The 23,466-nt window shown below is 38.8% G+C and carries 12 protein-coding genes and 1 tRNA gene; 7 read left to right on the forward strand and 6 right to left on the reverse strand.

The window, feature by feature from the left end; translation table 11 throughout:
- Position 1: 1 nt before the first annotated feature.
- From WH390_RS09090 to WH390_RS09100, 3 genes are all read right to left on the reverse strand, one after another.
- The gene (locus WH390_RS09090; protein ID WP_032115773.1) at positions 2-4,633 is read right to left on the reverse strand and encodes an amino acid adenylation domain-containing protein; all 4,632 of its coding nucleotides are present in this window, start codon (positions 4,631-4,633) and stop codon (positions 2-4) included.
- Positions 4,630-8,508, reverse strand: a complete 3,879-nt coding sequence (locus WH390_RS09095) for a non-ribosomal peptide synthetase (protein ID WP_032115772.1) — start codon at positions 8,506-8,508, stop codon at positions 4,630-4,632. The genes WH390_RS09090 and WH390_RS09095 overlap by 4 nt, the downstream gene beginning before the upstream one ends.
- 958 nt (positions 8,509-9,466) lie before the next feature.
- Positions 9,467-9,561, reverse strand: a tRNA-Sec gene (locus WH390_RS09100).
- Positions 9,562-9,761: 200 nt separating this feature from the next.
- Here WH390_RS09100 and prlC point away from each other — a divergent pair.
- The 6 genes from prlC to WH390_RS09130 all read left to right on the forward strand — a co-directional run bounded on the left by prlC (position 9,762) and on the right by WH390_RS09130 (position 18,722).
- Complete coding sequence (gene prlC, locus WH390_RS09105) at positions 9,762-11,804, forward strand: oligopeptidase A (protein ID WP_032115771.1); 2,043 nt, start codon at positions 9,762-9,764, stop codon at positions 11,802-11,804.
- Positions 11,805-12,572 carry a 16S rRNA (guanine(1516)-N(2))-methyltransferase RsmJ gene (gene rsmJ, locus WH390_RS09110; protein ID WP_032115770.1) on the forward strand — a complete coding sequence of 256 codons (768 nt, stop codon included), beginning with the start codon at positions 11,805-11,807 and terminating at the stop codon, positions 12,570-12,572.
- 232 nt (positions 12,573-12,804) lie between these two features.
- On the forward strand, positions 12,805-13,365 hold the full coding sequence (locus WH390_RS09115; RefSeq protein ID WP_052044906.1) for a collagenase: 561 nt from the start codon (positions 12,805-12,807) through the stop codon (positions 13,363-13,365).
- Between the two features lie 51 nt (positions 13,366-13,416).
- Complete coding sequence (locus tag WH390_RS09120) at positions 13,417-15,471, forward strand: hypothetical protein (protein ID WP_052044905.1); 2,055 nt, start codon at positions 13,417-13,419, stop codon at positions 15,469-15,471.
- A gap of 162 nt (positions 15,472-15,633) precedes the next feature.
- Positions 15,634-17,334, forward strand: coding sequence for a type I secretion system permease/ATPase (locus WH390_RS09125; RefSeq protein ID WP_052044904.1), 1,701 nt, complete (start codon positions 15,634-15,636; stop codon positions 17,332-17,334).
- Positions 17,335-17,384: 50 nt separating this feature from the next.
- The gene (locus WH390_RS09130; protein ID WP_406850562.1) at positions 17,385-18,722 is read left to right on the forward strand and encodes an HlyD family type I secretion periplasmic adaptor subunit; all 1,338 of its coding nucleotides are present in this window, start codon (positions 17,385-17,387) and stop codon (positions 18,720-18,722) included.
- Positions 18,723-18,893: 171 nt separating this feature from the next.
- Here the strand turns inward: WH390_RS09130 and gdhA are convergent, their stop codons facing one another.
- Both gdhA and uspA read right to left on the reverse strand, forming a co-directional pair.
- A complete protein-coding gene (gene gdhA, locus WH390_RS09135) occupies positions 18,894-20,234 on the reverse strand; it encodes an NADP-specific glutamate dehydrogenase (protein ID WP_032115768.1) in 1,341 nt (446 codons plus the stop codon).
- Between the two features lie 257 nt (positions 20,235-20,491).
- Complete coding sequence (gene uspA / locus WH390_RS09140; protein ID WP_032115767.1) at positions 20,492-20,923, reverse strand: universal stress protein UspA; 432 nt, start codon at positions 20,921-20,923, stop codon at positions 20,492-20,494.
- 410 nt (positions 20,924-21,333) lie between these two features.
- Here uspA and uspB point away from each other — a divergent pair, with 410 nt between their 5' ends.
- Complete coding sequence (gene uspB / locus WH390_RS09145) at positions 21,334-21,654, forward strand: universal stress protein UspB (protein ID WP_032115766.1); 321 nt, start codon at positions 21,334-21,336, stop codon at positions 21,652-21,654.
- A 119-nt stretch (positions 21,655-21,773) separates the two neighbouring features.
- Here the strand turns inward: uspB and pitA are convergent, their stop codons facing one another.
- On the reverse strand, positions 21,774-23,261 hold the full coding sequence (pitA, locus tag WH390_RS09150; protein WP_032115765.1) for an inorganic phosphate transporter PitA: 1,488 nt from the start codon (positions 23,259-23,261) through the stop codon (positions 21,774-21,776).
- Between the last annotated feature and the right edge of the window lie 205 nt (positions 23,262-23,466).

A 23,466-nucleotide genomic window follows, 5' to 3' on the forward strand; every position in this document is an offset into this window, starting at 1 on the left:
GCTAAACCAGCCCGGCTAAACCAGCCCGGTCGATTTTGCCGCTCGGTGTCGTACTAAGTGCATCTACCACGCGGAATTCCATTTTTAAAGCACCTGCTGGCAACCACTGCTGCAATCGCTGATATAACTCCGTCGTTGACACTCGGGTCTCTGCCGATTTAAGACGCAAATAGGCTACTAATTTCTCTTGCTGAGCCGTCACCGCCACTGAATGGAAATAGCCGCTTTCTAGCAGCAGTGTTTCCAACTGCCCGCATTCCACTCGGTAACCATTAATTTTGACTTGATAATCGCGTCTCTCAAGGTAATTAAGACGCCCCTGGTTATCATAATGACCTATGTCTCCGGTCAGATAAGCTAACTGATGTTGTCCGTTCAGTGAGAGCTGACAGAATTTCTGCTGATTAGCGCTGGGATTATTTTGATAGCAGGGCCATACGTGCATTCCAGTGATCGCAATCTGCCCGATTTGTTGTTGATCGGCCAGCAGTTGGTTGGTTTCATCAACGATATACACGCCACAATTATCTGCCGTATAACCGACCGGTACAGCTGTTGGCCAGTTATCGGGCTCACCCTGCAAGGTATAGCTAGTGACGACGTGAGTTTCTGAAGTACCATACATATTAATAAGCCGGGAACCCGGTGATTTGCGAAATAGATCCTTAATGGCCTCAGTACAAAAAAGCATCTCTCCAGCACTGACTATTTCACAAAGACAGTCTGGCGCCATTTTCAACGCTTGCGCAGTCTCGGCTAAGGATTGCAAAACAATATAGGGAATATACAAGCGCTCAACGCGCTCAGTTTGTATAAATCGCAGTAAAGCCTGATGGTCACGACGAAAATCCGGTGGAGGTAATAACAATGTACCGCCGGTACATAAGGTTGTGCAGATCTCCTGATGAGAAATATCAAAGGAGAGAGAGGTAAACTGTAAGGTACGTGCCGGTTTGTCCAGCCCAATACCATTTTGCCACTGAATAATATTCAACATTAGGCTGTGGCGTGCTGCCAATTCTTTAGGCAATCCGGTGGAGCCAGAAGTATATACCTTATACATCAAGGTATCTGCATTAATAGCCTGATCTGGGGGCAACGGCTGCCAATTAGTCACTTGCAGATAACCGTCAATCGGGATTAACGGCAACTCGGGTTGAGCCGTTAATAATGGCGAAGCTGCATTGGCGCGATCAACCATCACGGCATCGATTCCTGCCGTGGTTAAAATATGTGTAATTAGTTTATCTGGGTAGTTCACATCCAAACCGACAAAACAAATGCCTCGATTGGCCATCGCTAAAATGGCAATAATTGCATGGCGGTCAGCATGAGCGTAGATCGCTACCACGCTGCCATAAGACAATTTCCACTGTTTACTAAGGAATATTTCCATGCGCGCTACCTGTTCCATTAAGTCGGAATAGGTTAGCGTCATCCCGTTATTATCAACCAATGCCAAAGCTTCGGGGGTCAGGTTCCTTTGATGATCAAGCCAGGCTCGCAACGTAGCAAAAGGGAGCGTCTGCTGCTGCCCCTGATTAGCAATAACAGAGGGAACGAATGCAGGGGAAGAGGGAAACTGAGTTGAAAGTGTGTTCATAACAGCTGGCTCGCAGGTTAACTTTTGTAACAGACTGATCCACTGGCTGGCAAAAAAATGAGCCTCCTCACGACTGAACAACGCCGTCTGATACTCCAGAATCACTTCTGTTGCCATCCCCTGTGGTGTCAAACAGACCAAAAATGGAAATTTGGCGCTACCGATGTCTGGTACACTGCTTTTCATCTTCAGGCCTGGCAATTCAAGGCAACAAAAATCGGTATTCTCCATAACAAATACTAGGTCGAATAGCGTTTGTCCTGCCGCCTGCATAGTTGAAGCAAGTTCAGTTAAGTCTGCATAGTTCACCGTGTGATGACGGAAAATATTTTTCAGCTCTTTTCCCGAACGATCCAAGAAGCTAGCCAATGTGTCATCGGGCAATATCTGCTCATGCCATACCAGCGTATTAACTAACATACCAATGATGTTTTCACTACCTGGCAAAAAGCGACCGGCGTCAGGGAAACCAATAGTGACAGCACTCTGATTTTGCCATTGTCCCCAACTCCATCCCAACACACTGAGCAGCAATCCGGCAAACGTCATCCCTTGTTTTTTTGCCAGCACTTTAATGGCCTGAGTCGTCTGTTGGTCGATCATCAGCTGCTGACGCTCACCAGCCATATCAGCAGCGGGAATTAAACCATAGCGTCGCCGTATCGCCAGTATCTCTGGCAGCCTTGCGCGCCAAAAATTTAGGCTCTGCTTATAACTATCCTGCTGATAGTAAAGATTTAATGCTGCTGTATGGTGTAATAGTGAGTAATTTAGTGGCACAAACCCTGGTTGCTGGTTATGCTGTAGCGCCGCATAACAGCGGCTCAGCTCACGTAGTAAAATATTGATCGACTCACCATCAATCAGTGCATGGTGCATATTTAGCAACAGCACTCGCCGTTCACTCTCTATGGTGAGTAAACAAGCACGCAGAGCACACTTTTGACCTATATCGAAAGGCTGTCTGAACCACTCTTTAGCCCAGTTGGACCAAGCAACATCGCTCACTTGTTGATGCTCAAGACTAAAATCACTATGCGGAACAACGCGTTGCATTAGCTGTTGCGAATTTATGTCAAACTCAAACAAGGTACGGAAAGCACCATGGCGTTGTACCAATATCCGTAGTGCCTGCTCAAGACTCTGCTCGTCCATCTGACCCTGAAATTCAAATTGAAAAGGCGTCGCATAAGCATAAAGACTGGGATCACGCTGCTGTAGAAACCACATGCGCAATTGTTCACTAGAAGCCACATGACTAATATCGTTATCAAGCACAATGGTTGCTTGCGCAGCAACTGGCTGTAACCTGGCTAATACCGCACTGACGGGGTTGGTATAAAGTAATTCAGCAGCTGTCACTGCCGCCTGACCTTGTGGCGCTTGCCAGGCTGATAACATTCTCATAGCTGTCAGCGAATCACCGCCATTTTCCATTAAGGAAAGTTGCGGGTAGAAATTATCGTGGCGCAACAGACATCGCAGTGCCGCCTCAGCATCGTTTTCACTAAAAGGTTGTAACTCTTGTGACCGATTTTGCACAGCGAGTGATTGAAATAATGCCTGGCGATCAATTTTGCCATTTGGTGTCAAAGGCAGAGCTGGTAGCCTGTGCACTTGATGGGGGATCATCCAGCCGGGCACTCGTGACTTAAGAAAATCTATCAGTCGATCGACATCACCACTGACAAACGCAATTAACTCAATGGAAACCTCATTTTCACGCGTCAGCACCGCTGCCGCCTCAACATCTGGTGCCAAGAGAATATGCTGTTCCAGCTCATTGATATCAACACGAAAACCACGAACTTTTACCTGATTATCAATCCGTGCCAACCACTCCAATTGATCCTGCTTGTTCCAGCGTACTTTGTCACCGGTGCGATAACAACTAACAGATGGTGCAGTAAAATGACCGTCGACAAACTTCTGCTGAGTGGTTTGTTCATCTGCGTAATAGCCTAGTGCCACGCCAGGACCAGAAAGATAAAGCTCACCACTTTCTCCCTCGCTAACAAGTTCCCCTTCCGGTGTCAAAACCCAGCACTGAGTTTGTCCGATCCCTTGCCCGATCGGTAGCCGGTCACCTATGAAATTCTGCGGAACTGGCCAGGCAGTAGCAAAAGTGCTGCATTCCGTAGGTCCATAAACCTGGATCAGCTGAGGTGGATTTGGCATAAACTGACGGTAAAACTGGCGAACCGCTTTCGGTCTTAATGCTTCTCCCCCTACTAATAAGTAGCTTATCGAGGCCAGCAAAGGGGCGGTACCGACGACTAAGGAGTGAAATAGTGCGGAGGTGATAAATAGCACATCGACTGGAGCAGCAGGTTTAAAATTACTGTCTGTTCCCTGATAACAGAGCATATCCGGCGTGATCATTACCGTATATGCCCCATTGGTTAATGCTGCCCAAAAATCGAAACTGAAAGCATCAAAAGCGGGAGTAGAAAGCGAGCCTATCCCTTGGCCAGGGGCAATAGTGACATAATCTGGCTGCCAAGCCATATGCAAGATCCCTTGGTGGCTAATTGCTACTGCTTTCGGTTTCCCGGTGGTGCCCGAGGTATAAAACAGGCAGGCACAAGTCTGCGGTGTTGAATGGTATCCCCAAAATGTAGAGATAGGACTAGCTTCAGGTAACTGACTGTAATCAATACAGCGTGTGGTCTGCGGTAAAGCACAATTTACGACAGATGATGTCAGTACCAGCGCCGGCGCTACATCTTGCAACAGTTGTTCTAAACGGGCTTGAGGTGTATCGGGTTCAACGCAAAGATAACTGGCTCCAAGCTTTACTACTGCCAATATGGCTATCGCCATATCGGCACCTTTTTGCAAATGCAGAACAATAATGTCGCCAGGTTTTCCAACTAAAACAGCCAATTTGGCCGCCAATACGCTACTCTTGTCCTCCAGTTCACGGTAGCTCAAGCTTTGCTGTGTATCGACCCAAGCATTGGCTTCAGGCACCGCTTGAAGCCAATAGTGAAAAGCAGCAAGTAAATTTTGCGGTTTTTCGGTGTTCATATGCATACTTCCTCACCCATCTCCTGGCAATGTTCAGCCATGATATTTTCCACTATCGTCGCCACTTTTTGCACGTGAGGTGGATCCATCAACGACCAATGATTACCTGAGGTAGGCAACGCAACTAATTGGGGAATAACCTGACGCCATGCTGCGGCGGCACGTTCAATATCAAAGGTGTACTCTTTGTCGCGTACCTGAATTAACCAGGCACGGCCAGAAAAATGGGGAACCTCAGTTATACCAGTAAGTAAGAGACGGTGATGATTGTATAAGCGGTGATAACGATCAATATCTTCTTCACGAATATCTGGAAATATACCATCAAAACGACATAATTTCTGTTTAAATTCGTCTAATCCCATTTGTGGGATACAGCGCACCATTTCGGGATAAGGGTAGCCAGTATCAAACATAATAATTTTGCTATGGTGAAAACCTCGTTGTTGAATCTTACGCGCCATTAATAATGCCATCAGCCCCCCTAATGACCAACCGCATAGTATATGAGGCTGACTAAGCAGATGTTCAATTTGAGTCAGGTAATGGTCTGCCATAGCATCAAAACTGGGTAAAAATGATTCTCCCTCTTTTAAACCTTGCGCCTGAATACCATGTATGCCGAGGTCACGATTGAGAGCATTAGCCAGTTTTAGATAGCAATAAGCGGTACCGCCTCCAGGATGTATACAGATAAGATGGCGCTTGCCGTCACGAAAGGTCATTAAATTGTCTGCCCGCACATTTTGCTGCTGGCTACCTCTGGTGCGTGTCCGTAGTAAAACCGCTAATTGCTCAATAGTTGGATAACGAATTAATTCAGTCAGTGAAAGAATTTGGCCAATCTCTTTTTCAACCAGATTTACCAGTCTTAATGCATCCAGCGATGAACCACCAAGTTCAAAAAAGTGGCTATGGATATCAATCGTTACGTTAAGAAAAAGCTGCGAAAAAAGAGTATACAACTTCATCTCAATATCATTACGAGGCGCAATAAATTTGTCATTGCGCGGCCGATCAATCACCCGCATAGCCTCTAGCGCCCGCAAATCAAATTTACCGTTCACCGTCAGTGGCATTTTTTCAATTTGCTGCAGATAACGTGGAACCATATATTCTGGCAATTTATCAGCTAGCTCTTTACGCACTTGGCTGCTATCCAACGAATTATTACTAATATAAAAACCATGTAGTTCCCGATGACCGGCTTCTCCAGGCGCTATAACCACCCCAAGAATGACACCCGATACAGCTTCCAATGCCAGGCGCACCTCTTTTAATTCAACACGATAGCCCCTGATTTTGACCTGATCATCACGCCGTCCGACAAAAATCAATCCCTCTTCACTCCAAAAACCGTAATCACCACTGCGATAAGCTCTAACCTTTTCTTTCTTAGAACCGGGAAGGGTAATTTCAACAAATGCGTTCTCATCTAAATCTGGCCGATGATGGTAACCACGCGCTAATCCCTGACCGACAAAATAGAGTTCACCAATGGCGCCATCAGGAACATGTTGCTGCTGCGAATCAAGAATATAGACCTGCATGTTGTTGGAAACCCAGCCAAGAGGAACCGGGCCGTTGATTTGGCTACGTACCGCATAAGCAAAACTGTAAACACACGTTTCCGCCGGACCATAGATATTAAACAAATTTTTGACCCCAGCCTGCTGGGCAGCACGCACCGCTGTAGGGTTAACAACATCACCACCAAAAATCACCGTATCAACCGTTGAAAAAAGCGCGGCCTTAACAGACTGCATGTAGCTATCAAATAATCCCGTCGCTAAGAAAATATTATCTGGTTGATAATTCTCAATCAGCTTCTGCATTCGCTGTGGATCAGCAATGGCTTTTCTTTCTGGGGTAATGACCGTCGCACCATGGATCCAAGCTGACCACAACTGCAGCGTTGCACAATCAAAAGTTTCATTCGCAGAATAGAGAACACGCTGTGAGACTGGCAGGTGTCGAGGCTGATATAAGGTACTCATCACTGACTGATGAGATAATGCCACACCTTTGGGGGTGCCTGTGGTACCGGAGGTAAAAATTAGGTGACTCAGATCTTCGACCGACCCTTTTGGCCTCTGGCTCAAGGGAGATATGGCATCAAACAAAGACGTTTGAGCCTCCTCCAGCAGAAGTGATATCTCTAATTGCGGTAATGCCAGAGCGAACATTTGGGGTTGATCGACTAACAGTAAATCGGGCTGTACCACCCCTTTCATCACAGCTTTACGCTCCTCAGGTGCACTACGATCAATACAGTAATAAATCATTCCCGCATACTGTACCGCCAAAATAGCAATCACCAACTGCGCCAGAGGTTCAATATGCAACATGACAATCATTTGGCGCGGATCAGTAAACATGGTATTTAAATGATTAGCGATATGGGTTGCAATCTGGTGAAGTTGGCCATAACTCCACTGTTGACCGGTCACATCATCAATAAGCGCAATATGGTCAGGTTGTTCTAACACATGAGTATAGAATTGTTGTGCCAAAGTATGGTCAGGCCAAGCGACGGCGGTAGCATTACGTTGATCTATCTTCGCTATCATAGCCGGTGTAAGCAGCGGTAAATCGATGATACGCTGATCAGAATTTACCAACACTGTCTCTAACGCTGTTTGATATTGCACCATAAAAGCGTTAAATAGCCCATCCTGATTAATGGTTGGCGCGATATTTAAACGTAAATGGATTTCACCATTTTCTGCCTGGCAATACAGTAGTTGTAGGTCATTACTACTTTCGATAAATTCATAATTTTCGCAGACGGTGACGCCATCACTGAAACGATAGCTGTGGTTTAATGCCACCGTTTCAGCAAACATCAGATTGAACCTTTCTAATGAATGTTCTTTTTTCTGTTTACGCAACGCATTAATGATATTTGCCAAAGGGATATGTTTTGCTGCTTTCCAGCGTTTACGTTGCAAAATGATTTGTTCAAATAAGTTAGACCAACTCAAATCTGCGGTAAAATGGTGACCTAAAATGACAGTGTTGACCCAACATCCGCCTTCTTCGCCGCGAGAGATCGGGCGCATACTCACTGGCGAGAGCATGAAAATATCATTTTGACCCGATAAACGGTGAAGTAAGCCAACAAATATTGCCTGTAAAATAATATGCCGGGTTGCATTATGCTTATCCGCTAAAACCTGGATACTTTTAACAAGAGTTTCAGGTAACGATAACATTTTACTTTCTACCTTTTCATTCTTATACGAACTGCGAGGTAGCATTAATTGACACGGTTGCCCAATTAAATCTTGTGCACGTTGTTCCGCCAGCGCCAATTCTGATTGAGTTAAATTGTTTTCTGGCTGTTGATTGATGAAATAACATTCTGGCGATGCCCATTGCGGTAATGGTTGAGACTCTATTAATAATTGATAAAAGCGCTGGACATTAAACATAAACTGACGAAATGAGGTGCCGTCAATAATTAGATGATGAATAACAAGATTTAATACATGCTCCATACGCTGATCGTTTTTACCCAGATAGCATAAGCACCATTTAAATAATGGTGTCACACCAGGGATCAATCGATGTTGGTAAAGGGCATTAAGATTATCTTGGCCAGACTGCTGCGGTGAATCGTGTTGTGAAAAATCATAATATTCACCTTGTGTCGGTACCTCAACATGGCATTTTTTTAATTCGTTTTGCCATAAAAACGTCCACTGAAAACTTGGTTGCTTTAGTGCATGGGACAGAGCCAACATAAAAATGTCACGATTAAGTTCACCTGTTAATTTTATTGAAAAAAGTGTATTGGAAATTTCAGCGTTATCAGATGATTTATCGGATAAATAAAATGCATTTTCCCACTTAGTCGCAAGCCATTGTTTCATGGTATATTTTTCCTTGTATGTTGTGAGAAAGGGTAATCCCACTGCCTTAGTAGATTTTTATTGATAGTAAGCAGCAGCTGGTTATTACTTTTGCTCAGCAGCAAAAAACTGCTATCAATCAGATATATGCTCAGTTAAGTGAACTTATAGCGTCACAAGTACGGTAATGGTCAGCAAATCGAGACAATCTGGTATTTCAACGCTTCTTTCTTATTTGCCCAGTCAACCGACGATATCAAGCTCCTTCAAACCTTGCTTGCGCAGGGAAGTGTTAGATATTAGTGGTTTTTAGGTTGTCGCGTTACAACCTCTAAGAATTAAGAATTTTCATTTTTATTACCCATTTCAAACGCGATCAGTAACCTGGGACAAAATAGCAGATGTCGTCAATATTTTTAAAAATATTCATACATATCATTAACCTACCATAACTAATGGTTTTAATACGTTATCTTCTTTATTGGTTTATTTTCGTGCGGGGTTTCACATTTTCCAATTTATTTAGCGTTTTATGACCAACTAAAACTGACCACCACATTAAATTGTTAACGGAAATAACTTACCTGAACCATTCGGAGTTAATACATCGTTATAGTTCTGTCATATTAAGATAATTAAGTGTTATTTGCTTAGTTTCATTGATTTTCCGATAGATAAAATCGCGGTTAAACTTAATCAAAATCCCATTAGGGAGATGTTGGTTTGTTTAGTAAATATTTAAGTGTTAGGTAACCCAAAACAGATGAAGCGGGAAAGAGGGATTAAAATTGACTACTTGATTATTTATTAATTATCAGGTTTTACACTTAAGCACAAATTGACCTCGATTTATTGCCCACTAAGAAACGAAAAATTTATGGTAGCAGTGGCTATCTGGATAAAATCGATATCAAGATAAAAAATAGCATTCTCTTTATCAGAAAGTTGGGGATTTTTGGTGATACTAATAGTTTGAGAGTGGTGGAAGACCACAGGAGTCGAACCTGCCAAGGACCGCTGGCGGCCCCATCTGGATTTGAAGTCCAGCCACCCCACCGGGGACGATGATCTTCCATGGAAAAATTGGCAATCATTATAATCTTATTTTCAGAAATTCTAAACCTAGCTATTTAAACACTCTGGTAAAAAAAACAGATAAAATATTTGTCTTCATATTGAACTCAGCCGTTTGTAGCCATATCTTAATCACATCTCTTATTTAATATTTAATTGTACCTATCAAGTAGTATAATTAATCACAGGATGTTTTTATTATGACAAATCCTTTACTAACGAAATCTGTGTTACCTCATTTTTCAACCATTACCCCGCAAGATGTTCTCCCTGCGATAAAAACCGTATTAGACAACTATCGGCAGACAATTGAGACCATAGTTAAAGAAAATAGCACCTTTAACTGGCACAATTTATGTCAACCATTAGAAGAAGCTAACAACAAACTCTCTCGAGCCTGGTCACCCGTAGGTCATCTCAATGCAGTAAAAAATAGCACCGAATTACGACAAGTATATGATACCTGTTTACCTATGCTATCAGAATTTAGTACCTGGATGGGACAACATACCGGTCTTTACCAAGCTTATAAATCGTTAAAAAATAGTGCTGAATTTGATACCCTCAATCAAGCACAACGTAAATCAATTGAAAATACGTTACGTGATTTTGAATTATCCGGAATTGGTTTACCAGCAGAAAAAAAGAAACGTTATGGTGAAATTGCTATTCGAATTGCCGAATTAAAAACTAAGTTTAGCAATAATGTGTTAGATGCAACGATGGGTTGGACGAAACTGATTAAAAATAGTGATCAGTTAACTGGCATACCGGAAAGTGCTCTTTTAGCAGCAAAAGCATTAGCTAAATCTAAAGGAGAAGAAGGCTGGTTATTCACGTTGGATATGCCAAGCTATCTGCCAATTATGACTTATGCTGATAATCGTCAACTACGCCAAGAAATGCATCACGCCTATAATACCCGTGCTTCTGATCAGGGACCAAACGCTGGTAAATGGGATAATAGTGACATTATGGATGAAATTTTAGCCTTACGTTACGAATTAGCACAATTACTTGGTTTTAATAATTTTGCTGAAAAATCTTTAGCCACTAAAATGGCCGAATCACCCAAACAGGTTCTGGATTTTCTTACTGATCTTGCGCAACGAGCCTACCATCAAGGTGAAAAAGAGCTTGCGGAATTGACCCAGTTTGCTAAGGATCACTACGGAATTGAGAACCTTGAGCCCTGGGATCTGGGTTACTATAGTGAAAAACAAAAACAGCATAAATTTTCAATTGATAATGAACAATTACGTGCTTACTTTCCAGAACAACGGGTTATCAACGGTCTGTTCGAAGTCATTAATAGAATTTATGGTTTGACAGCAAAAGAGCGTCATGATGTGGAGATATGGCATCCCGATGTACGTTTCTTCGAATTATATAATGAACGTGGTGATTTATGCGGCAGCTTCTATTTAGATCTCTATGCCCGAGAACATAAACGTGGCGGTGCCTGGATGAATGATTGTGCAGGCAGATTAAAGCATATCAATGGCAGCTACCAAAAACCTGTGGCTTACCTAACCTGTAATTTTAACCAACCTGTTGGTGATAAACCCGCGCTGTTTACCCATGATGAAGTTATTACCTTATTTCATGAGTTTGGCCATGGTTTACACCATATGTTAACCCAAATTGATGTAGCGGATGTAGCTGGTATTAATGGGGTGCCGTGGGATGCGGTCGAACTACCCAGTCAATTTATGGAAAATTGGTGTTGGCAACCTGAAGCACTTACCTTCATTTCAGGTCATTATGAAACAGGTGAACCGTTACCAAAATCAATGTTAGATAATATGTTAGCAGCCAAAAATTATCAGGCCGCAATGTTTATTCTTCGTCAATTAGAATTCGGTTTGTTTGATTTTCGCTTACATACTGAGTATTCTCCGCAAAAAGGCGGCCAAATTTTATCAACCTTACGATCGGTTAAACAACAGGTTGCTGTAATGCCGTCACCCGAGTGGGGCCGTTTCCCTCATGCATTTAGCCATATTTTTGCCGGTGGTTATGGTGCCGGTTACTATAGTTATTTATGGGCCGACGTTTTAGCTGCCGATGCATTTTCACGATTTACCGAGGAAGGTATTTTTAATCGCAGTACTGGGTTATCATTTCTTGATAATATTTTAAGTCGTGGTGGTTCAGAGGAACCGATGGTACTGTTTGAACGTTTCCGCGGACGAAAACCTAAGCTGGATGCAATGTTACAAAGTTATGGTATTAATGTATAAATGGCAATTGATATTCAATTAATTTGTGAACCTGGCGCTTCTCAAAGCGCCTTATCGCTGATTGCTGACAAATGGCAACTTAAACACACGCCTGCTGCATTAATGGCATTAGTGCTAACACCCCAGTATTTACAATTAAAAAAATTAGACGAACCTAAATTAGGTGGCATTTATGTTGATTTTGTTTCAGGGGCAATGAAACACCGACGTAAATTTGGTGGTGGTCGAAATGAAGCTATTGCCAAAGCAGTTGGCATCAAAAAATCCTATTTACCGACGATTGTTGATGCTACTGCCGGTCTTGGCAGAGATGCTTTTGTTCTTGCTGCACTAGGCTGTGAAGTCCAGCTGTATGAACGTCATGCCATAGTTGCGGCACTTCTTGATGACGGATTACAACGGGGTTACGCTGACGCTGAAATAGGAGGCTGGTTAAGACAGAGAATGACATTGCTACACGCTTCAAGCATCGATGCATTGACAACGCTGTCACCCGCACCAGATGTAGTTTATCTCGATCCGATGTATCCCCATCGACAAAAGAGTGCCTTAGTAAAAAAAGAAATGCGCGTTTTTCAATCGCTTGTTGGTAATGATGACGATGCTGACAGCCTTTTAATTCCGGCAATGACAATAGCTAAACGCCGAGTTGTGGTGAAACGACCCAATTATGCATCCCCACTAGCAGCAATTTCTCCACAAGCGACGATCAAAACTAAAAATCATCGTTTTGATATTTATTCATTTTCAACTGATTCACTCGGTTAAATATTCATAAAAATAATAAATAACCAAAAATGTTGATAAAAAGCGAAATATTATATCAATATTAACTCTTCTATAAAAATATCCCCTATTTATTGTTCTAAAAATACCATTTTTTTTAAAATAATATTCATATTATAAACATTAAAATAAACTTGCAATAACCTTAAAACAAATGTAATTTAACAAATGTTATTGTTTAAATGGATATTGTTAATAATATTGGAGATAATTTGTGGATCATAAAATAAAACAACAGGATACATTTGATTATTATTTCAACACCAAAACCTCAAAACAAGAAATAACCATAACAGAAAAAATAAAAGTTATTCTTAATTATAGAAATCCCTCCCCCAAAAAACAAAATAAAATAATTGAAGAAATCCAACAGGCGGTAAATGATTTTAAAATTTTTGCTGACTTAAAAAATATTAAATCAAGCGAAAAGCCACTTGAAATATATATATTCGATAATAACGAAGATTACCAACATTATGGTAAAGAGAAAGGTTTAGGAACCGAAGGTGGTAAATTTTATTCAGGAAATCCACCGACCATATATGTATATCAACAGGGCAATGTTTTTAATCTTAAACATGAATTTACCCATTATTTAACTAATATAAATATAGCTAATGAAGCTCACTTACCTACCATATTAAAAGAAGGTATCGCTGATTATATTGAATATTTTTCCGATAATAAATTTAATGCCCAAGCAAATAGCATTGATCTAACTGAAGATGAAATAAAATCAAAAAATATATCTGAGTTCTTAAAATTAAAATATTAAAATGACTTTCATGAAAATGCCAAGGTTTATAAAGTAGGTCTTGCTCTTACTATGTATTTAAAAGCAAAAAAACCTGAATTATTAGATAAACTTTTACATAATGAAAATCCAGAAAAATATTTAGAGCTAATTAAAAATGAAAATGAAAATTTTAAAAATTGGCTTAATGAAAATAATAGCGATAATGCCATGCGAAAAATAAATGCTTTAGAAGTGACTAAAGGTGAATTTATTGCTAGCAAAAAAGAAATAATAGATGGTGAAATTAAAAATGTAAATTATTATATCGCTGATATAAAAAGTTTAGAAACAAAAGAATTTGTTGGTAAATTTGCTACTGTAGAATACACAGGTTATGGTAATTATATTCGTTGCTATAATACAGCATCTAGAGATTATTTCGATATTAAAATAACCGGTGATTATCACTATTTAAAATTAATTGAAAATAATAACAATGAAATTAAATTAGTGTTTACCAATGAAGATGGCACTAAATATTTTACCGATAGTTATGAATATCAACATAAACTCAAAATTATAAACTCAAAATACGATCAAAAAATTTTTGAGGGAAAAATAACTGAAGAAAGAGTAAATGAAATAATTACTCAATTAACAGAAATTAATCCTAATGCGCTAAATAATATGAACTTGGCCAATAAACCTTTGGGTACTATTTTCAATGTAAAAAAACTCGGTAAGGGTATGGTCAGTGCATTATCTTTATATGATGGAAAAGAAAAAGTTAGCGAATTACTTAGCGAAACCGGTTTCTTCAAACAAATTGATGGCCAACAGCAAAAATCCTTTGTTTTTTCCAATGCGCTTCATAATCTGCATACAAGCTATGGTGGCAAGGTTTATCTGGCTGTTGAGAAAGAGGAGCAACAATATAAAGCTTCTTTGATAGATGGTAGAGAAGTTCTTAAAGACCCATATTTTGATCAGCCACATTTACATAAAAATGAGTTACTAAGTCCCAGTATCAATCATATTCAGCAAAAAGATCTGCCATCATCACAACTCAACGGTACCAAAATATACAATCATAAAGATTCCCCATTAGCCCAATATGCAACTTCACAAGAACAACCGCCGTACACGATTAAAAAGGGTGAATTATTAGACAATAAAGGAAGTTCAAGCATAGATGATGATGTATACGAAGCGGTGATTTATAAAGATGATAAAGTAATTTATAATTTCAAGACCACCGGATTTTATATTACTGAAGAAATAACCGACCAAAATAATAATATTATTGATGGCAGTGAGTTATTTATTCATGATCATGGCAAAAATATTCGTCATCAATTACCAAAAGAAATAACATATCTAAAATTAATAAAAAAAGACGACGTCTATAAACTTGCAGTTTGTGACAAAGAGGGTACTGAATATACTGACATACCCGATGAATATAGACTTATCGATTCCATTTTTGCCCACCGCTACGAAAAAAAAGATCACTCAAATAACCATCTTAATATTGGCTTAATAAACTTTGACAAATATCCAGAGGGTTCTCTTTTTCAACTTAAATACGATCCAAATGATTATCAAATTCCAAGAAATGAAAATAATGATATAGTAAGAATTTCTGATAGTTATAAATATTCTACTAAAGTAAAAATATTTTATAATGGCACTGACATTGGCATGTTATCTAATGATCACCATAATTTTCAAGGTGATATTTTCTTTTCCATTGATTATAACTACAGTTTCAAGGATTTTCTCGCCTCTTATTCTCCACAAGTTGATATTATTGAAGAGGTAATAGTGTTCGAACAAGGTTATGGTGACATTGGCAATACAAATCATGGATATACCGACTATAAAAAAATTCATTTAACAACAAATGACCATCAGTCAGTTAATAAAAGCCCTGACAATAAGATTACTACTGACATTCTTTATAAGAACAAGCCCTTCAGCCATAACCCTTCCTATCAACCATTATTCAATAATAAACATAATGAAAATAATATTTATCATAGACAACATTCGGATATGGGCTATGCTGATTATCAGGTTGAAAATAATCAAAATATAGGGAGTGATAATGGAACGATTGATTATGAAAACGCTATTTATCCATAGGGATAGATAATATAATCTAATAAAAACAACGTCGTTTACTAATTTTAAAATTGTCATATTAATTTTAACCGGATTGGAAAATGAAAAACATTTTCCAATATTTTAATTATTTACATAATGAATATTAGGATTGAATCTTATAAAAATAAAAATGGGAATAGCATGACAGATAATTCAAAAACTAAAAATAGCAATATATTAATTAATGAAATAAAAACATATAAAAAAGCGTTTTATAGTATTGGCATATTTACCGCTATCATTAATATACTGATGCTAGCCCCCTCCATTTATATGTTACAAGTTTATGATCGTGTCTTGGCGTCAAATAATAAAATGACGTTATTAATGTTGACACTACTTGTTATTTGCATTTATTTATTTATTGGCGTACTCGAATGGGTGCGTAATCTGATTGTTATACGTATTAGCACAGGCCTAGACCTATCAGTTAATCAATCGGTATTCAATGCAGCTTATCAGCAAAGCTTAAAATATAATGATTCACAAGCCAGCCAAGCGTTAAGTGATCTCACAACTCTACGCCAATTCGTAACAGGGAACGCTCTATTTGCTTTATTTGATGCGCCTTGGTTTCTCTTTTTCCTCTGTGTGGTGTTTTTACTCCATCCATGGTTAGGCTATCTAGCCTTAGGTGGCGCAACTTTTATTTCCCTACTTGCCTGGCTGAATCAACGTTATACTCATAAACCACTAGCGCAAGCCAATCTAATGGCTCGCAAAGCTATTAATCAGGCCTCTACCCACTTGCGTAATACAGATGTAATCGAGGCAATGGGCATGTTAGGTAATATACGTCGCGGCTGGTTAAGCTACCATCACGCTTTTTTATCCCAACAGAATTTAGCCAGCGAAAGAACTTCAGCCACCAGCGCATGGTCAAAAACCTCACGTTTGATGCTGCAATCTCTGGTATTAGGCATGGGGGCCTGGTTAGTCACTAATAATGAATTGACCGCAGGTATGATGATCGCCAGTTCTATTCTGGTGGGACGTGTACTCAGCCCGATCGACCAACTTATTGCTGTTAGCAAACAATATAATAATGCCAAACAGGCTTATCTACGCTTAGATCAGTTATTCAAACAGCATCTTCCCCGTAAACAAGTAATGACTTTACCTGCGCCAACTGGCGAATTAAGCGTTGAAAATGTTCTCTACCGCCCTGATCCTGAATATCCACCGCTGTTATTTGATATCCAATTTTCACTCTCTACCGGCCAAACATTGGCTATTATTGGTGCATCTGGTGCAGGGAAATCGACATTAGCTCGGATACTTGTCGGCGCACTTCCTCCTACTTTAGGATACATCCGGTTGGATGGTGCAAATATTCACCAAATGGATAGAGAAATTTTAGGGCCTCATATTGGTTATCTACCGCAAGATATACAATTATTCGATGGTACAATCGCAGAAAATATTGCTCGTTTTGCTGAAATTGACGTAGACAAAGTAATTACTGCCGCCAAAATTGCCCGAGTGCATGACTTAATTCTCACTTTACCTAATGGATATGACACTCAATTAGGCGAGTATGGCCGTGGCTTATCTGGCGGACAAAAACAGCGAATAGCTTTGGCGCGAGCTATTTATGGCCTTCCCCGTTTAATTATTCTCGATGAACCTAACTCTAATCTTGATAGCGAAGGAGATAAAGCCCTGTGCCTTGCGATTGAAGAACTTAAAAAACAACATTGCACCCTTATTATAATTACCCATCGCCCTTTTCTGCTCAGATATGTAGAGCATGTGCTAATTTTACAAGCCGGAATGTCACCACGTTTTGGAACACCACAAACATTATTAAATGAACATAAAACGTCACAACTAACAACGTGATCCTTCAATATTTCAGTCTGTAAAAATAATAGCAATTAATGGAAAAAAATATGTCAGCACAAGGTAAATATCACAAATCATCTCCTATCTTAACAGACAAATTAATCAGTAATGAAAAACGAGCTGTATACTTAGGCTGGTCATTAGTGACTATTGGATTTGGTGGTTTTTTATTATGGTCTGCACTGGCTCCTTTAGATAAAGGGGTTCCTGTATCAGGTAATGTGATTGTGGCAGGCAATCATAAAACTATTCAACATCAATACGGCGGGATCATTGAACAACTATCCGTTAATAATGGTGAAAAAGTACAAGCAGGACAAATTCTTTTAACACTCAACACCGTTGAAGTGCATGCAGAATACAATATAAAACTAAAACAATACCACGAACTGTTAGTAAGAGAAGCCCGCTTATTAGCTGAACAGCAGGGCAAAAAACGGTTGATTTTCTCACCCGCTTTGCAAGGTGAAATGAAGAAACATGATATAAGCGAACTTATTCAATTAAATCAACAATTGCTGGAAAACCAATATCAAGTTTTACAATTAGAGTTGGCCAGTATTAAAGAAAAAATAACCGGATTGAACGCTACTTTATATGCCCAACAACAAAAAGCAAAGAGCCAAAAAACGCAACTTACTATGTTATTGCAACAATTAGAAGGATTAAGGGAATTAGAAAAAAACGGCTATATTGCTCGCAATACATTATTAGAAACTGAAAATAAATATACCGAAGTCGATGGTAATTTAGCGCAAACACTTGGTGATATTAGTCGCATCCAACATCAAATATTAGAACAAAAACTGCTTAGCGAAAAACTCCAACAAGAATATCAAAAAGATGTTCATGCCCAACTAGCAGACACACAAACAAAGATTAATCATACCAACAGTCAGCTCGTTAAAGCAAAGTTCATGCTGAATAATTCTCAAATACGTGCCCCGGTTGCTGGCACCATAATTGGTATGTCAATTTTTACTGAAGGCGGCGTAATCGCTGCCGGGCAAAAAATGATGGAGATTGTTCCCGATGATCAACCACTATTGGTTGATGCACGGGTTCCGGTACATTTGATTGATCAAGTGAAATTAGGTTTACCGGTAGAGTTACAATTTACTGCATTTAATCAAAGTACGACTCCTAAAGTGGAAGGCAACGTGACGATGATTTCTGCTGATAGGCTACTTAATGAACAGACTGGCGAGCCCTATTATTTATTACAGGTTCAAGTAAATGATGAAAATCGTCAACGCCTAAATCAGTTAACCATCAAACCAGGAATGCCAGTAGAAGTTTTTATTCGTACTGGCGAACGGTCGCTACTAAATTACTTGTTTAAACCTTTAATTGATCGCCTGCATATGAGTCTAAATGAAGATTAATATAACTATAGGTCAGCTGATAGGATAAATAATAATCGACAAATTTTTGCTAACAACATCGCCTGAAAAGGATAGTTGCAGGCGATGTTCAATAAGCAAAATAATATTCAGAATTTTACTAGCATTAAGCGATATAATTAGTTTTTAATTTGCCCTATCGCTATTGATTTATTACAGGATACCTTGTGCTAACATCGCATCGGCGACTTTAACAAAACCGGCAATATTAGCGCCTTTAACATAATTAGTCTGCTTATCTTCTCCACCATATTTCACACAATTCTGGTGAATATCTAACATAATATGTTTCAAGCGGCTATTCACTTTTTCTGCTGTCCAACTCAAATGCGCCGCATTTTGTGCCATTTCCAAACCTGATGTTGCAACCCCTCCGGCATTGGCCGCTTTTCCCGGTCCAAACAGAACACCAGCCTCAATAAACGCTTCAGTAGCTTCAATTGTTGTCGGCATATTTGCACCTTCAGCAACCGCTTGAACACCATTTTTAATTAAAATTTTCGCATCTTCTATATCAAGTTCATTTTGAGTGGCGCAAGGTAAGGCAATATCTACTGGCACCGACCAAGGGTTTTTTCCTTTAAGATAAGTCAAACCAAACTCTTCTGCATATGACTCAACACGACCATATTGATTTTTAATTGCTTCCAATCGGTTAAGTTTTTCGGCTGTAAAGCCTGCTTCATCAACAACGGTTCCATTTGAATCGGAAGCGGTAACAACCTTAGCGCCTAAAGACATACATTTCTCAATAGCATACTGAGCAACATTTCCTGAGCCAGAAACGGATACTCGTTTTCCTTCAAACGCTAAACCATGATGTTTTAACATCGCATCAGTAAAATAGACCAAACCATAGCCGGTCGCTTCAGGTCGAATTAAGCTACCACCAAAAGACAAGCCTTTACCGGTAAAAACACAAGAAGTGTTGTTAGACAGCTTCTTCATCATACCTGCCATAAAACCGACTTCACGCCCACCCACGCCAATATCTCCAGCAGGAACATCGGTATAAGGACCTAAATGTCGGAAAAGCTCTGTTATCAATGCCTGACAAAAACGCATAACTTCTGCCTGGCTTTTTCCTTTAGGATCAAAATCTGAGCCACCCTTACCGCCACCCATAGGTAAAGTGGTTAACGCATTTTTAAAAGTTTGTTCAAAGCCGAGAAATTTTAAAATTGATAAATTAACTGAAGGATGAAAACGCATTCCACCTTTAAAAGGGCCAATTGCCGAATTAAATTGTACCCGCCAGGCTCGATTAACTTGAACATTTCCCTTATCATCTACCCAACAAACACGAAACTGAATCACCCTTTCAGGCTCTACTATTCTTTGCAGTAATGCCTGTTCACAATATTGAGGATTATCGCGTAAAAACGGCGCCAGGGAAGTAAAAACTTCACGCACAGCTTGTAAGAATTCAGGTTGATGAGCATAACGTGATTGGATTGGTGTTAGGAATGTCTCTAAAGATAAACCATCTTTCATACAAAATTCCTTAGATTAAAAGATAAATTAAGATATTTTCATACTTATTAACATTTATTTTTGCAGAATGACCTGCTAGGTGTGAATTTACTTATTGAATATATCACTAATTTATCTCTATTTTTAATGAGATTTTTTGTGTCTTAATCACATTTTCTAGCAAAATATAAGTCGATTTAATTTATCGAAAATTAATAAAAAAACACTTGAATAATCAAGGGTTTTTATTGAAAAAATTGATTTACCAATAAATATTATCAATCACTATCTTTTAATGGCACAATTAACATATCAACATGAACAGTATTAATCAGCTGGCGAGCCGAGGACATTAACTTACTCCAGAAATCCTGATGATGACCACAAACAACTAAATCTACCTTGTATTCCTTGATTGCATCAACCAAAACCTGCCCAAGATCACCTCGGCCACTCAATTCTTTTTCAATCTTATAATCAGCTTCTTTGGCTAATTTGGTCAATGCATGGTGAGTTTCCTTAGTGATACGCTGCTCCATATCACCAAGATTTACATCAATCAAGCCGGTATAAAGATCAGAATAATTTACATCAACATGAATTAAAGAAACTTTTGCATTATAAGGTTTTGCCATGGAGACAGCTTTATCGACTAAAACTTTACTTTCTGGGGATAAATCAACTGTAACAAGAATATGTTTGTAAGCCATATCTAGCTCCTTTCAAACGTAGCTCTTAAAAAAGAACACCTGTTTTTATGATAAATACTTAGCGGTCAAACCTGATAGTTTAATATCATCTTAAACATAGTTTAATAAAAATTTTACCCATAAATTATGAAAAATAGATACCTTCAGAATAATTAGCATAGACCAAATTAGTTAAATTTTCCATAATTTAGCATAAAAATCATAGTGTTGAAGATATCAATTATTTGTTAAAAAATATGCATCATAAAAATTAAACTGATAAAAATAATCCCAATGGGTCATTTTGTGAAGTTGTTAGATTATTCTACAATTAAAATAAACCGGCAACTGATAAGCAAATATCTTCTTTTGCACTTGCTAAAAACAATATCAGTGGCTAAATCTGTATTTTTTGAGGTCATTATCTTAATATGCATGTATGGTTTTGGGCATTATGTATACTTTGCATCATAAATATGATGCGATATTTTTCTTCAATCCGAGTATTACTTTTTATTTTGCGGGAATCTGATCCCTTGCTCTATCAATCTGTTGATGGCAACGGATTCTTTACCGCCCATGGCCAATGGACTAAGCATATAAAACTAATCCGTTATATTAATACTCAACAATACACTAATCATCACGATCCCGAAGTCATTTTACGTTGTGAACGTATTCGCAAACAATTCATGTTAATTAGTGGATTAAGTATTATTGTTTTTATAAGTTTAATATGGAACATTTGGTGATATTAATGGACTCAAGTAATATTTAAATGATATAGATAATATATTATTCAATGAAAAAAAATAGCGATGTCCAAATTAAGCATCACTATTTTTTGTTATATATAGTTTATCTGATATGTCTATATAAATTTTAATGATATCCAATAAAACAAACCAGAAAGTATAATAGAAATAGGTAATGTAAATAACCAAGCCAGTAATATATTTTTAATTGTTTTAGCTTGTACACCACCACCATCAACAACCATCGTACCGGCTACCGCAGAAGATAAAACTTGTGTTGTTGATACAGGCATACCAGTATAACTTGCAACACCAATGGAAACTGCCGCAGTAACTTGAGCAGAAACACCTTGCGCATAAGTCATACCTTTTTTACCAATTTTTTCACCAATCGTTATAGCAACACGTCGCCAACCAATCATAGTACCGACAGAAAGCGCCAAAGCAACGGCAATAATAATCCACAGTGGCGCATACTCCACTGTATTAAGCAAATCGTTACTCAAGTTACGCAGAAAACGAGCATCCGAAGAGGACGTCTCTGGTAGTTTAGCTACATCTAATGCTGTATCAGATAAACACATTAATAATCGGCGCATTTGATTACGTTGTTCAGGTTTTAGTGCTGAATAACTTTGAATATCCGTCAACATCAGTGATGTCTGTTTTAGCACAGTAATAGGACGTGAATTATCACAATGGAATTTCTCATCTAAAATTTCCAATTCCGACTCATGTTGTGACTTATTAACAATATGTTTTACCGCTGACTGATGCTCTTCATAATAATGTTGTAGATGCACTATCGCGTCATGGGTACGAGTTATATCATAACCACTGGCATTCATATTAAGCACAAACCCGGCAGGCGCCACGCCAATTAACACTAGCATAATAAGACCAATACCCTTCTGACCATCATTAGCACCATGAGAAAAACTGACGCCAACGGCAGATAAAATCAATGCAGTACGTGTCCAAAAAGGGGGTTTTCTTTTACCATCTTTCTTCTCTCGCTCAGCCGGTGTTAAATGAATACGACGACGTTTTTTCGTACCACTCCAATAACGGCGTAAAAAGAAAATTAGCAATCCAGCTATAACAAAACCAATAGCAGGAGAAAGGATGAGGGAAAGAAAGATTTCAATAACTTTTGGGATGTTCAATGCATCCACTATAGAGGAGTCTGTCACTAATGAATTGGTTAAACCAACACCAATAATGGCACCTATTAATGTATGTGAACTAGAAGCCGGTAACCCCAAATACCAGGTACCCAAATTCCAAATAATGGCCGCCAATAGCATGGAAAAAACCATTGCCAGGCCATGAGCAGAACTTACATTCAAGAGAAGATCTGTTGGCAACAAATGCACAATAGCATAAGCAACACTCAAGCCACCTAAAATAACGCCAAAAAAGTTAAAAACACCAGCCATAACAACCGCAAATTGAGCTCGCATTGCTCGAGTATAGATAACCGTTGCTACTGCATTTGCGGTATCATGGAAACCATTAATTGCTTCGTAAAATAGCACAAATAATAGCGCTAGTATTAATAACAGACCGGTGTAAAAATCCAAACCAGTAAATAAATGTAGCATAAACCTTAAGCCAATTTGTTGAATATGAACTCAATGCATTATCAGTGACAAACGTTAGCGGTGGAAGCAAAATCTACATCTTTTTTGACTTTAATTGACAAAAAAAACAAATAAAACAAAAATATTCTTTACTTTCATTAAGTTAATAAAATAAAAAATATGTAGATTTATAGTGCTTACTAACATTTGTCCACACAAATTTAAA

Origin of the sequence: Candidatus Arsenophonus nilaparvatae (assembly GCF_045346035.1) — a bacterium.
GTDB classification, from domain to species: Bacteria; Pseudomonadota; Gammaproteobacteria; order Enterobacterales; family Enterobacteriaceae; genus Arsenophonus; species Arsenophonus nilaparvatae.